15 protein-coding genes are annotated in these 13,295 nt (G+C 60.2%); 9 read left to right on the forward strand and 6 right to left on the reverse strand.

All coding sequences use genetic code 11. The features are described 5' to 3' along the window. Window positions 1–70: 70 nt before the first annotated feature. Window positions 71–1,006, reverse strand: a complete 936-nt coding sequence (locus G9C83_RS15825; RefSeq protein WP_347877814.1) for a tyrosine-type recombinase/integrase — start codon at window positions 1,004–1,006, stop codon at window positions 71–73. A 724-nt stretch (window positions 1,007–1,730) separates the two neighbouring features. On the opposite strand from G9C83_RS15825, the gene G9C83_RS15830 reads away from it, so the two are divergent. The 9 genes from G9C83_RS15830 to G9C83_RS15870 all read left to right on the forward strand — a co-directional run bounded on the left by G9C83_RS15830 (window position 1,731) and on the right by G9C83_RS15870 (window position 9,022). Next, window positions 1,731–1,985 carry a winged helix-turn-helix domain-containing protein gene (locus tag G9C83_RS15830; RefSeq protein ID WP_167247747.1) on the forward strand — a complete coding sequence of 85 codons (255 nt, stop codon included), beginning with the start codon at window positions 1,731–1,733 and terminating at the stop codon, window positions 1,983–1,985. Window positions 1,986–2,235: 250 nt separating this feature from the next. Then, on the forward strand, window positions 2,236–2,694 hold the full coding sequence (locus G9C83_RS15835; protein WP_167247749.1) for a type IV pilin: 459 nt from the start codon (window positions 2,236–2,238) through the stop codon (window positions 2,692–2,694). Window positions 2,695–2,769: 75 nt separating this feature from the next. Beyond that, the gene (locus G9C83_RS15840) at window positions 2,770–3,183 is read left to right on the forward strand and encodes a hypothetical protein (RefSeq protein ID WP_167247751.1); all 414 of its coding nucleotides are present in this window, start codon (window positions 2,770–2,772) and stop codon (window positions 3,181–3,183) included. Between the two features lie 10 nt (window positions 3,184–3,193). After that, window positions 3,194–4,744, forward strand: a complete 1,551-nt coding sequence (locus G9C83_RS15845) for a hypothetical protein (protein ID WP_167247753.1) — start codon at window positions 3,194–3,196, stop codon at window positions 4,742–4,744. 157 nt (window positions 4,745–4,901) lie between these two features. Continuing rightward, window positions 4,902–5,786 (forward strand): hypothetical protein, encoded by an 885-nt coding sequence (locus G9C83_RS15850; RefSeq protein WP_167247755.1) that lies wholly within the window; start codon window positions 4,902–4,904, stop codon window positions 5,784–5,786. Next, window positions 5,783–6,607 carry a hypothetical protein gene (locus G9C83_RS15855; RefSeq protein ID WP_167247757.1) on the forward strand — a complete coding sequence of 275 codons (825 nt, stop codon included), beginning with the start codon at window positions 5,783–5,785 and terminating at the stop codon, window positions 6,605–6,607. The genes G9C83_RS15850 and G9C83_RS15855 overlap by 4 nt, the downstream gene beginning before the upstream one ends. After that, window positions 6,604–7,779, forward strand: a complete 1,176-nt coding sequence (locus tag G9C83_RS15860) for an ATP-binding protein (protein ID WP_167247759.1) — start codon at window positions 6,604–6,606, stop codon at window positions 7,777–7,779. The genes G9C83_RS15855 and G9C83_RS15860 overlap by 4 nt, the downstream gene beginning before the upstream one ends. 213 nt (window positions 7,780–7,992) lie before the next feature. Next, window positions 7,993–8,322: a hypothetical protein gene (locus G9C83_RS15865; protein ID WP_167247761.1), complete on the forward strand. Its 330-nt coding sequence runs from the start codon at window positions 7,993–7,995 to the stop codon at window positions 8,320–8,322. Between the two features lie 397 nt (window positions 8,323–8,719). Then, on the forward strand, window positions 8,720–9,022 hold the full coding sequence (locus G9C83_RS15870) for a HalOD1 output domain-containing protein (protein WP_167247763.1): 303 nt from the start codon (window positions 8,720–8,722) through the stop codon (window positions 9,020–9,022). Between the two features lie 393 nt (window positions 9,023–9,415). Here G9C83_RS15870 and G9C83_RS15875 read toward each other — a convergent pair whose 3' ends face one another. The 5 genes from G9C83_RS15875 to G9C83_RS15895 all read right to left on the reverse strand — a co-directional run bounded on the left by G9C83_RS15875 (window position 9,416) and on the right by G9C83_RS15895 (window position 13,216). After that, the gene (locus G9C83_RS15875) at window positions 9,416–9,661 is read right to left on the reverse strand and encodes a hypothetical protein (protein ID WP_243838108.1); all 246 of its coding nucleotides are present in this window, start codon (window positions 9,659–9,661) and stop codon (window positions 9,416–9,418) included. A gap of 683 nt (window positions 9,662–10,344) precedes the next feature. After that, window positions 10,345–10,758 (reverse strand): hypothetical protein, encoded by a 414-nt coding sequence (locus G9C83_RS15880; protein WP_167247765.1) that lies wholly within the window; start codon window positions 10,756–10,758, stop codon window positions 10,345–10,347. 299 nt (window positions 10,759–11,057) lie between these two features. Further along, window positions 11,058–12,725, reverse strand: a complete 1,668-nt coding sequence (locus tag G9C83_RS15885) for a helix-turn-helix domain-containing protein (protein WP_167247767.1) — start codon at window positions 12,723–12,725, stop codon at window positions 11,058–11,060. 97 nt (window positions 12,726–12,822) lie between these two features. Continuing rightward, window positions 12,823–12,963 carry a hypothetical protein gene (locus tag G9C83_RS15890; protein ID WP_167247769.1) on the reverse strand — a complete coding sequence of 47 codons (141 nt, stop codon included), beginning with the start codon at window positions 12,961–12,963 and terminating at the stop codon, window positions 12,823–12,825. Between the two features lie 40 nt (window positions 12,964–13,003). After that, window positions 13,004–13,216, reverse strand: coding sequence for a hypothetical protein (locus tag G9C83_RS15895; protein ID WP_167247771.1), 213 nt, complete (start codon window positions 13,214–13,216; stop codon window positions 13,004–13,006). Window positions 13,217–13,295 lie beyond the last annotated feature (79 nt).

The raw sequence follows: 13,295 nt of genomic DNA on the forward strand, positions 1-13,295 counted from the left end.
AGTGGGACCGCCCGAATAGCATCCTCTGGTGCTCGCGCGCGTTTCGACGGCTGTACTGTCGGATTCTGAGTTACGCTGAATCATTGGTGAATGGGTCGAGAGAATCGACGTGCTGGCGGCGCTGGCGCTCCATCTGTCGACGGTAGCGACGCCACCGCTCCTGCTCGCCGGGCTTGTCGTAGAACTCTTCAATCTGGTCCGTGTCGCACCGGGCCGAGACGACTTCTCGCGGGACGCCAGCGTCCAGCTGGTACGTAATCGAACCCGTCCGCACGGGGTGGGGCGACCGACTCGACGGGCACTTGCTCGCGCGGTCCCGGTCCGTCCACTCGCAGTTTGCAATTTCCTTCCCGTGAGGGCACGAACCACGGACGCACGGGAGCGTAGCCATGTAACACCACGTCCGGATGGTGTTCGCAGTCGGCCGTCCACGAGTAGACGCGAGCAACGGCTGGCGCCCGTGTTCGTCGTGTACGTCGTAGCGGTTCTGCTGGATGAACGTCGAGAGTGCCTGCATCGTCTCTTCTGGAAGTGCTACCGGCCGCTCTCCCCGATACTTGTTCTTGAGCGGCGTGTCGCTCCCCGGACGGTGCCGGAACTCGATGAAGTCCTCCCCGTGGTTCACGTCGCGGAGGTCGAGCGCTCGGAGGCCGCCGATTCGAGCGCCCGTGAACCAGGCGAGCTCGAGCAGGACATGGGCGCGCGTCCCCCGGTCGTTTGGGCCGTTCCGGTAGTGGCGAATCAGGGCGTGAGCTTGCTCGTGGTGCAGCTTTGCATCGCTTGAGCGCTCGTCTCGGCCCACGTCGGGGAACGGGACCTTCTCGGCGAGGTCGCGGTCCGTCGCCCCGAGCGTTTCGAGGAACTTGCAGAACTCCTTGAGCGTATACATCTCGTTCTCGACGCTCGTCGCGGCGATTTCGCCACTCCGGATGTCGTAGTACTCGTTGAGGTCGTACGGCTGGAGATCGCCTACCTCCGTGATACCGACGCCCTCACACCACTCCACGAATAGCTTGAGGCGTCCGTGGTAGCTCTGAATGGAGCTCTCGGTCCGGTCAGCTCGACGCCGCCGGAGGAAGCGCTCTTTCGCCTGCCGGGGCGACAGCTCTGCCGGGTCTCGACGGCGGCGCGTCGAGTTGCTCACTCGCCGCCCTCCGTAGTTCGAATACGCTGGTTAGCGGGCTGTTCGTCAGTTTCTTGGTGGCCGTTGTCTAGGTCCTGCATGGTCTCGTGGCTGCGTCGTTGGCGTGCGCTTCGGCGTCGTCGCGGCGGGGTCGACGAGACCCGCGGGTGACCACCCGGCCGCCCCTGTCAGGTGGTAGTGGAAGGGGAGGCCGGGAGTGGCCGCGACGGAGCGATTTGCTTCTCGGGAGGCAGAGCCCATAATACGATGCCTGCCGCGGGGTGAAAGTGGAACTGGAGCTATTAAATTGCGGAGCGCTTGATTTCGAAGGTAACGACTAGTCTCGCCCGCAGTCCTTGGGTTAAGTTCTCCGTCGTCCACTTTCGCAGTGTGGGCGTCTCGCATGGGCTTACGGCGAGGCGTCCCCGCCGGCTGCCAACCGGCGTACCGACCGACTCCTTCTCCGCATCGACGGAGACTGCCTCACGCCCCACCAATAGAGGCCACCGGGATAATAATTACGTTCGTATACCCACAAGCACCCATACAATAACTCAAAATCAACGCATGAAAGGATTATTTGTACCTAACCGGCTGGAATCGGGGTATGCGCCCCCGAGTGGAGTGGATGACTCGCGCTGATGACTACATCCTCGAATTCTTCGAGGAAACGGAGATCGTCGCCACTCCACACGTCGTCGCGGCGAACATCGACTACTCGCGGCAGTACGTGAATCGACGCATCCGGAAGCTCGCGGACCACGATCTCGTCGAAAACACCGATGATGGGCTCTACCGAATCACAGACCGTGGCCGAGGCTATCTTACTGGCGACATCGACCCGGATGACTTGTCTCGCTGAGCCTGCGACCAACCGGAAAACTTTCTACGGATAGAACCGAAATTAAAATTACCTCGGTTAGATTCCGAGGTAGTCAGCATCTCGAAGCTGATTTCCATTATGGCCGCGGCGCCCCCCGTGGCCTTTCGAAGCGTCAGACGAGCGTCCTACACCTGTTAGAAGTCCTAATAGATGCCGCAGAGGTTTTATTACAGGCGAATCTCATTCGTTGATAAGCGCCTGACCAGAGTGTCATGCGTGGGGCGATAACATGAAAGTCAATTTCGAGATCCCTGACCAAGACGAGCGTGGGGTATCGCCGGTTATCGGCGTCATTCTGATGGTAGCGATTACAGTCATCCTGGCCGCCGTCATCGCGAGCTTCGTGCTCGGATTCGGTGACTCCGTTAGCGAGAACGTCCAAGCAGGAGTAGACGTTAGCGAAAACGATGATGGCACAGCAGGTGCAACGTGGATTAGTGAAGGTAATGCTGTTGAGGTCAACGTAACTGCAGCGGGTAGTGACCCAGTCACACTTGAAGAAGTGGGTCAAACTGCAACAATTGAGCTTGATTCTTCACAAGCGGAAAGCTACAATGCAACATCGGGTAATACGCTCACTCTTGGTGGGGACACCACTCGTACGGTCCAAGTGACTGTAACTGCCATCGGAAGCGGTGGCTCAAAGACTGTGGTGACTCAAGAAGAAGTCGAGCTTGAAGACGCCTAATAACATCTAAATTCAACTCTCGTTTTTTGCGATTCCTTGGGTTAAGTAGCGGATGCGCGTCATCCGACGCGCAGCATGGCAACTTCAGACGTATTCAGCCTTCACACTGAGGGAGGTTTCGACCTGCAAGACGTGGTCGTTGCACCGCTTTTCAGCCTCGCCGCTGTCGTCGTCACCGGCATCGGCACGTTCACCCTTTTCGGGCATTCCCTAGACCAGACGCTGTTCTCTGGGTCGGGCGTGAGCATCAGCCTCGCGTTCGTCATCGGCGTGGTTGCGCTCGCGGCGTCGTGGGCGACGAATCGCGCTGGCGACGGCTGGGACGATCTCGATGAGCTGGAGTCTATCGCCGTGGGCGGTGGGCTGGTTGTGCTCGTCGGCATGGCGTTCATTCCCGCTATTCAAGACCTCGTGCTCGGGAGTCAGGCCATCGGCGCGGTGGCGTTCATCCTGCTTTCGAGCGCGTACACCGTGACTGCGTGGTACTGAGGTGGTAAGAATGCGGAACAGCCTACAAACCGCGTTCGCGATCGTCGCGGGCGTGCTCCTCGTGGGCGCGGCCGCGCTCGGTGGCGCGTTCATGCAGCCTGGCGTGGACAGCATGGACGACGCGGCCGGGCAGTACGTCGAGCGCGGCGAAGGGCAGGTAGCGCTCGGCGCCGGCATCGTCGTCGGCGCCGCCGCGTACTACACCTATGACAACTACATTAAGAATGAGCCAACAACTGATAGCGACGCGCTTCAGAAGACCGACGCGGAAGAAACTGAGAAAGAGATCTACGATCAAGCCAGCATCCAAGACGAGAACAGTGAACTGACGAGTACGGCGTACGCTAATTACCTGAATGATACCGAGAGCATCGCGCTCATGGAGGGTAAGAATGCGTACATCCGTGCTTTAGAAAATGGTTCTTCGGAGTCTGTCGCTCGTAACCGGGCGCGTGAGGCCGTTGCTGATTACTACGCCGTCAAGCAGCAGAACGTTATTGCTGCTTGGAATATCAGCGTGACAGTTACGGATAGCGCCCGGACGACTGCGAATAACACTACCGGCGTTAACTCCAGTTACATCGGTTTTGACGGCGAGTATACGCAGGACTCCAATAACGAGGAGCATGAGATTGGTTGGGGTACTGGAACGGAAACCATCTCGCTGGTTAATTCCACGGATGAAACCATCCAGTACGCCCTTATTGACCCTAATGGGACGCATCTGAGCGGTACGACGGATTACAACTTTACCGCTGAGAAGATCTCCCTGACGACGGGGTACTACGAGCACACGGACAGCTACGGTACGATGCGGGTTCGTGGGTTCGGCGTCGAACCACCGAATGATAACTTCGAGTATTTGCAGTACCTCAATCTCAACAACACCGCCGACCGTTGGGCGGAGATTGAGCAGCAGAACGACGAGGTACAGAGTCAGTTAGACACGTTCGTCAACAACACGTACGACAGCTACCAGCAGGGCGAAATCAACGAGAGCGAGCTTGTAGATCCGTATCTCGGCGCTCGGGAGTACGACCCCGAAACGTCGGATACGTGGACGCTGCGGACGCTGTCGGCAATGAGCATCGACGCGCCGCAGAACCTCTCGAATCTCGGGCGCATGAACGTGACTGCGGACGGCACCACGTACACCGGTACCCTGATGAGCGACGGGAAGCCGGCCGACGGGTACGCTGTCGGCGGCACGTACAACGCCTCGAACATCACGGGCGCGCAGTTCGTCGCGCTCGACGACGGCGACACGGTGGAGCTAGAAGGCACGTTCACGCTCGAATCCGTGGAGACTGCGGACGGCGAGCAGCTGGCAGAGAATGAGACGGTGGAGTATCGAGATATCAACTACCAGACGGCGAATACGTCCGAGTTCAAGGCGCTACAGGAGGACTTGGACCAACTCACCGCCGAGATTAACGCTCGGCAGCAGGAGCAGCGGAACGCGGGCGGCGGCGGCCTCCTTCCCGACTTCGGGGCCGGTGGCGCCATCCCCGGCGTGCTACTGCTCGCAGGCGCGGCCGTGTTCGTGCTCGGACGCAACTAACTCCCGACCCTTCCCCCAATTTATGAACGTCAAACTCACCGCTTCGATAGTCGTACTGCTTGCCTCGCTCGTCGCCGCGCCGATCGCCGGCGCCGCCGCGACCGCGCCGAGCGCCTCGACGTCCGGCCCACAGTCCACGGCCGAGCATCTAGATCGTGTGGCACAGATTGATGCTGCGAACAACTCGACGGCCGTGAACCTAACCACCGAGCGCGTTCTGTCGCTGATCCAGTCCGGGGACGCCGACGAGCACGCCGCGAACATCACGACGTGGGTAGAGTCGAACGCCGACGGCCTCGACGGCGAGCAGGCAGCGGAGGTGTACAGATGGATGCTCGTTCGGTCCGCGGACGCTCGCGGGGAGGTGCCGGCGGGCGCGCTCGACGCTGTGACCGCGCAACTCTCTGAGGAGCGCGCTCGCTCGGTGGCTGCGGACGTGAAAGAGAGTCTGCCAGAGGCGGCCGCTTCCCGGCTACAGAGTCGCTTGAGCGCGGTCGGCGCCGAGTGGTCGGTAGCGGTCTCTGGCTGGCTCAACGAACAGGCGAGCACGACTGCGGCGCCGACGACCGACAGCCCACCGCCCACGACTGCCGCAGCCTCCGGCGGTAGCGGCGGCGACGGCAGCAGCGGCGAGCGCATCGACGATTCGCTTACGCTCGTCTCGTCGTCCTACGACGCGAGCACGGGCACGGCGACGGTCGTGCTCGAATCCGACGGTGCAACGGCGGTGACTCTCTCCGACGCGGGCGGGTTCATCGACGGCGGCACTATCAACCGCCGCACGTTCGTCGCGCAGGACGGCCGCAACACGATCGAGTTTGACGTAACTGAGACAGACCGGGGCTACGTTGGCGTCTCGATCGCCACCGAGGAGGTCCTGTACGCGGAGGTCATCGAGTCGCCGAGTCTGTCGCCGTTCCGCGACTCGTCGGGTACAGTCGGGTGGCTGGCCGGCGCGGGGATCGTCCTGGTGTCGTTCATCGGCGCGGCGCTGTGGAAACTCTACCAGGAGGGCGGCGAACCCGTGGAGGCATCAGTATGAGTGACCTGAGCGCGACATTCTCGAATTGGAGCGACCGCGCGACGTACGTGCTCGCGGAGGCGCAGTTGCTCGTCGCGGGCATCCTCGTTGCGGCCGGCGTCGCGGTGTGGTGGTTCAACCCGAGCGTTCCAGGGGCGCCACCGTGGACGACGAACGTCCTCGTCGGGTGGCTCGTGCTCGGCCCGCCGATGTTCATCGCTGGCCTACGCTTCGTCGGGTGGCTGCGCACGCGCCGGTACGTCGAGGTCCATCACGTCAACTCCGTCGACGACATCGTGAAGACGTACTTCGTCCCGCCAGAATTGTGGACGGAGAAGCGCGTCGACGGCCCCGCCCCCTACCGCGTCAACGACGGAGACGCTGTCGCTGTTCGGGAGTTCGACTGGGCGCCCGAATACGGCGATGGTGGGCAACTCACAGTTTCCGGCGTGTACCTCTCGGAGATGCAGGACACGAAGCTACTCACCTCGAAATCCCACATGGAGCGGATGTACGAGGACCTCGTGGATTCGCACCTCGCGCTCGCGTATATGCGCGACTCTATCAGCGACCTCGCGGCAGACCTCCAGACGCGCATCATCAATCGAGTTGCAGAAGCACGCGAGAAGGGCGAACAACTCGACAAGGACGCCGTACAGGACATTACAGAGGATTTCCGGGAGCGTGCTGAGGGTGTCACAGACGACGAACTCAGCGACATCACGGCCGACGACCTCCCCGACTACCACGCTGACGCGCTTCCGGCCGGCGAGACGCACAACCCGGCCGCTGACATGGGCGATGGGCAGGGAACGGCCGCCGATGGAGGAACCTACGAATGAGTGACCAGCAGAGCGACCAGACGGACCCGCATATCGTCGCCGGCTACCGCGAGCACGTCGATGGCTACGACGAGCGCGACCCCGACGCCTACCCGCACACCGCACTCGTCCGTGATTCGGATATCTCGCGGTTTCTCGCCGTGGTTGAACAGGAATACGACCCCGATCGGGCGAAGGCGGCCGAGACGATGCCCGGCCAAGCGCGCGATCTCGAGCTCGCGCGGAATCTGCGGCGGATGGAAGCGACCGACGCCGGCCGCCAAGCCGTCGCCGACGGCGACATGACGACGCTCCAGCACCAGCAAGGGAACACGAACCAGCGCGCGGATATCTCCGGTGTGAAGGCTATCGAGCAGGTGGACGAACTGATTAACGGCGCCGCACCGGTCGTCGTGATACTCGGCGAGATGGGCGCCGGAAAGTCACAGTTTGCCACGCTGCTCGGGCAACGCTACGTCCACAGGAATCCGTCCGCGCTCGTCGGCACGAACATCAAGAGCCTGCGCGAGAAGTCCGACTGGCGGGACGCCCGCGGCCAACAGCGCGACGGCTACCTGCCGAGTTTTCCCGCTCTCAAGGAGTGGCTCCAGCAGGACGGCAATCCCCTACACCACGACCAGACGCCGAAGCTCGCCATCCTCGACGAACTCAGCTCGGAAGCGAGTGGCAGCGGGAAGGACGGCCAACTGACGCGGAAACTGATGGGACCCTTAGTGTTCAAGGTCCGGAAGTACGGCGGGGCGCTCATCGTCATCGCTCACGACGAGAGTTCGATTCACCCGCTGCTGTGGCGCCTCGGCGTGATCGTCAAGAAGGAGTCGAAGAAGAAGGCGAGCATCTGGGAGCGCGTCACGAACGGCCAACTCCGTGGGAAGGTCGGCGAGTTCGAGGGAGTTCCGAAGTCGGATTGGGACTACAACGACAAGGAGGCGTCCAGTTGGTCGTGGCAAAAGACGAGCGACGACAGCGACGAGCCTGAAGTCGCCGAAATGGACGTGAAACGCGTCTCTATGTGGACAATCGCGCAAGGTATGGAATCGGGGCGTTCGCCGCGCGAAATCGCGGAAAACGTCCCGTACACGCATACTACCGTCCGGAATTGGTGGGAGGAATACCAAGACGGCGGCGAGAAGCGTGAATGGGTTTCGGACGTGGAGGCCGCTATCGCATGACTGCGTCGACCTGTAAACGTGTAAAGCGTAACCCGCCCCCCTTTACTGGTAGCCCATCGCGGCAGCGGCGAGCACGCGAGGCGTGCTCGCCCCAATGGGCGCGTGCGGCCCGGTGCCGCCGCAGAGATATATATAAGAGCGCGCGATGCGCGGGAGGCGCGTAGCGTGCCGTCCCACCGCGCAAATTCCTACGGGACCGCGGTCGAATACAAGATGGCCGAAGAGTACGGCGTCGAACTCTCGCGGGCGAGCTGGAAGGACGCCGACGCCCCGGACGGTACGCCCGTCGAGATCAAGGCCGCGATGCATGAGCATGCCGATGGCCCGCCTGGTAACTTCAAAATCTATCGGGAGTACCACGAGAAGTTACAGCAGAACAGCGGTGTCTACCTGTTCGCAGCGTATCGGGTTCGCGGTCGCGGCGTCCAGGTGCTCGCACATGGGCGGCGTCGAGCATCTCGGCTTCCGACGATGCGATGGCACGGCGGTGGAGACCACAGAGGGACCGAGCAAGCGAAGATTTCGATTCAGGCCGTGCTCTAATCGCCCCCAGACGGTTTATTATTGTCCGCTATTCCACGTCGGATATGAACTGTATCAAGTGTGGGTCCGAGATTGAGGCGACAGGTGAGACGGCGACTGAAGCAGTCATCACTCATTTCGAGCGCGAGCACGACCTCGGCGAGTCGTAACTGAACTTGGGCGACGAGCTTCGATGTGGACGCTCTGTTAGAATACTATAGTTCGGCACTATCTGTCGTGGAACAGGCGCTAAGCAGGGTTGTGTCATAACCGAGTCCAGTTGGAAGACCCACCCATGATTGTAGTCAGTACTGGAAACTGGGGCTCGACCAGGTTAGGAGTTGGAACGACTGCTGACAGCATCAGGCAAGGAGATGGTCACTACAGGTTTCCATCAAACCGTGGAACCAGCGTATGCATGAGCAAGTCAGACGCTGATGTGAGTGAACATGACGCGGCAGTTTTCCACCGGAGTATCTTTGAGGAGCCAGCCGAAGACCCCTCGACCGAGTTGGTGAAGATCATCGCGGACTTGAAAGGAGTTGAACACGACGAGATGGACCCGCTGTATTCGTGGGTGGACGGCTTGATTTCCTCGTTGTACTCGTCACCGCCGCCGGCAGAAGCGCAGGGAATCATTGAGTTCACCTACGAGGGCTTTCGCATCACCCTGTATCAAGACGGGCAAGCAGTTATCATGGGGCGAGACACCTCGGAGTGAGGACGGGGTTGACAATCAGTTAATCACGGTATAGACTACCGAAAACGTTCAGAAGCCCCACTGTACTCAGCAACTACTCAGTAGCACTGTCTACTGTGTCTCTCACATCTGCTGACACCGCTTCTGTAGGTGTGTAATCTGATTTCCCTAGTACTGGAGGGAGAAGGTTTATTGTTCTAATTATTCGAGTGAGAGATGCGAATCCCCGTTGATGCGGCCAGGGCGATTCGCCGTGCCGGACGGGATTCCCGTTCGGCGGTCGCACCAGAGCACGGTTGTGTGACGCGTGAGGGCACAACTCCCCCTCTCATCCCCCCTCTCTGTGCTCTCACTTCGCGTGAAGGTACTAACGGACATTGAGTAGCACAGCGCAGGTACTTATCGAACCTGCGCTTATCGTGTGTTGAGACTAGTGTGGGTTTCGTAGGAGAGCTGCAGCACCGAGGTACTCAAGATCTCCGCGAGTTCGGGCGTCATATCCGGATGGGCTAACGCCTTCTGCTTCGCTTTCCGATCTTGACGAGCGTGCTCGCAGGCAGCGATCACGGCAGCGGTCTTCGTATTCTCGTCGAGTACTTCCATGGCTGATTCGATGGCGTCGAGGCGATGGGCGTAATCGCCGTCAGTCCGGATTCGCATACTCGTCTCGTACACACGACCCCGCTTAACCCATGTATCTCGGGCAATTCAACGGGTGATTTCACCCCGATTTCACGAGTGTCGGGGTGATCGGCGCGGTCGCGGTCAACTTCGATGGGCTATGGGCGCCGAGATATGCACACGAGGTTCACGGGCTCGTGTGCATATTCAGGAAAGCGACTCTCTCGGCGTGAGACCCCGTGGGTAGATGGAAACTTCGAAGAAGTGAACGTTATATCAATAGGGATTATCGGAGTGTTTCAGGTCGTTCGGTCCCGATTCGTATTATTGACCTATCTGAGAGGAAAGGGGCCGTCGTCTGTCTATCAGCTCTAACCTGAACAAAGAAGGAAGAAGATTCCATATCTTCGCTTAAGGAGAACATCGTGTTGAGATCAGTTCTATCAGATGCGGACGCCTCTACAAATTCATCTAATCGGTCAAAAGGGATGCTGCATATCTCGGTAGTTCCCGACTTAGGTATGGAAATGACTTTACTAGATTCGTTGATGTTTCTATCAGTGGGGGGTTGTTCTATGTCTTGCCACATACAAAGGGGACGACCATACTCATCGCATATTCTAAATGAGATATCGACATCGATTGCATCTACCTCGCCCAAGTTCTGAACATACGAACCCGCCCAAAATTTAGCATCTTCTCCCTCCTCTTCGTCTGCGTAACTAACTGAATAGTGTATATGTAGCTAAAATTGGCATGTCAGACAAGATGCCTTGAAAGAAGAGAAAAGAAGCGTAAAACGTCGTTATTGATGCAATCAGGTTCTGTGTGGTGGTGTAGATCACGGCCACAGCGCCGAGAGTGAGAATAGCTACCGACACATCCTTCTTTATATAACCAATTCTGGGTATTTTCCGAAAGTATCCAAAATATGCCTTCTGTAGAGTCAGAAGAGCCACACTAGTTCTCTTTCTCTTGTACAACGAAATTGCGATTTTCTGTTTCGCCATTAAGATTGGATATAGGAGAGGCAATGCGGCGAACCTATCTTTGATAAATAATTCCCGATATGAGTGGAGTATAATATATGATATAACTAATATAACTACTCCGATGATTGGGAGAGGGGAGACCATTGGATAGTTCAGATAAAACAGAGGAGTGCTGTTAATTTTTCGCGCGCCCTAGGGTGGTTGCAGGTGCGGCTGCGGAATGGTGGGGAGTGTTTTGGATTGGTGGCCTTAGCCACACCCCTAACGGAGAATCGAACGCCCCCCGTGAGATTCTCCGCGTGGGTGCGGTCGGCGTGATCGCGCCGGCCGCCCGCGTCGAGGCCGCCCATCGCAACTGAGATTGCACTAACGAGCCGTCTCACGGCAAGTAAAGTTGCGTCAAACGGTGTTCTGGACGGTGTTGCCACTATCCGCGGGCCGCGCTACCGGAGCGCCTTCCACGCGCGACGGGTTGCGTCGACGCCGTTCGCGCGGAACTTCACAACTGCCTGCCGGAATCGCTCAGGGTCTTGGCCAGCTGCCTCCCACTTCTCGAAGGCCGTCTTCAGCCGGTGCGAGACCGTGCTCGGCAGCCCATTGTACGACCACGTCACTCCATCGAACTCGCCGAGGTCGATCTCCAGGGCATCCGCGCGATTCCGAATGTCGACGCCGTGGCGATTGCACCACGCGACCCACTCGGCCATCGCGTCAGAAGCGCCGCGTTCGGCCGCTTCTATCGCCTTTGCGGAGGTCTCAACGGCCGTCCGCGTCGCCTCACGGGCGTCCTGTACGGCATCGTGCACCATTTCAGCGACGTAGTCCGAGCGCAGCCCGACCTCGCCGTACTTCCGGGAGACGAGTTCCTCCATTGCACGCAGCGCCCGCCGGACGCTACCAACGTGCCGGTCGTTCGCCTCCGCAATATCCTGCGGAGAGACTTCGCCACCGTCCGTGACAAGCATATCGAGCGATTCCCACTGAATCGGCGACAGTCCGTCCGTGAGGTGGCGCACGACCACGCTTTCCTGTTCCTGCCGAATCCGCGTGAGGTCTAACTGAATTGGGTCCGGGCCGCGCTCGCTCGTCGAAGGAGCCCAATACGCATCATTCTTGACGTAGGGACTGCCGCCCATGTTGCCGGGCGAAACGTCGAAGCCGGCATCCGACAGAACCGACAGGACTGTCTGGTCTAACTCGCGCTCCAGGTCTACGAGGTCGTCGTAGTAGACGGTCTGCTCGCGCTCCAGCAGCGAATGCTGGAGGCTGGCGCCGACCTTCGGGTGTGCCAGCGGGTTATCCGGGTCGAGACGCGCGGCTTCGCGGGCGTAGTAGTGTTTGACCTCCTTCGGGTAGCGGTGGCCGGGGAACGCCTCACCGAGCCGCTCGGCGTCGAGTGTCGCTGTATGGTAGTAGCCGGCCAGATTCTCACCCTTCTCGTCGGTGTCGTTCTGCACGAGTTTCCGGTAGCCCGTACGGTCGTTCTCGAGGAGGTGCGCCATCGAGGCTATCGGCCCATCGCGGCCGTGGACCGGGCCGCTGCTGTCGCGGTGGACGCGCGCGTACTTCTCGGCGTCCGTAATGTTGCTCGTTGCAGCTGGCGTCTCGAAGTACCCCGCCGAGAAGCCGAGCACGCGCGCGGCCGTCTGGAAGAGGTCCAGATACCGCGTGAACTCGATGTTGCTGCCCTGAATTCGGACGTTCAGGCCGTCGTTCTGCAGCGTCGGCGGTACGGGGATCTCCACCACGTCACCGTCGCCGTTCTCAGCGTGGAGGCCCGCCCATCGCGGCGAGATATGCGCGGTAAAATCCTGCTTGCCGACGGGATCCTCGTCGGGGTGGCGGGCGACCTTCAGGCTGAACTCCCGAATCGTGTCGTGCTCGACGTGCGTGCCGCCGTCGGTGACGCCGCCGGTCGGCGGGAGCAGTCCGCCTTCGTCACGGTAGGATAGCCGTGCAACCCACTGCTCGCCCGCGTGCGTGAACTCCGCGCTCCGGCTGCCGTCGGCATCCTTCACGAGCGCGTCGGCGCCAAACCACGGATTCAGACCATTCTCGGCGAAGTGGAGGTTCGCATCGAACTCGTGGGCCGCGAGATCGAGCGTCCTCACTGCGACCCTCTCCAGTAGTCCACAGGTTCCAGTACAGGGTCGGCGTCGAGATCCCGCAACTCGTCGGCGGTGAGGAACGCGACGGTGTACTCACGGGTCACGCGCGACCACCCCACGCCGTGGGCCGCGTCACGTAGATGAGCGCGACGAGAACAGCGACCAGCGCCCCAGTAAGGAACGTGAGGCCGGGGTCAGGGTAGACCGTCGTTAGTGCGTAGACGGCCGCCCAGAACTGCATCCAGTACCCGTAGCGAAGACTGGGCTGAGTGCGGGCAGAACTACTCGCCACGGACGGTCACCTCCCCGAACAGCGGCGCGTCGTGGTCATCGTCGATCTCCCCGAGCGGGTTCAGCCCCGCGTCCTCGGGGCTGTGGTCGGCGAGGTGGTCGGGTCGAGACTCGTCACGGTCGAATTCGTACCCGCAGAGCGGGCAGTGCGTGAGCGTGACAAACCGGCGGCTCCGCGAGTAGGTCCGAGCGCGGAGACTCACGCAGACCACCCCGCAGAGCCGTCGCTAAGTGTCGGGAAAACCCGGAAAAGGGTTTTATACGCAGTGGGACCGCCCGAAT

Origin of the sequence: Halobacterium sp. R2-5, assembly GCF_011734195.1 — an archaeon.
GTDB lineage: Archaea > Halobacteriota > Halobacteria > Halobacteriales > Halobacteriaceae > Halobacterium.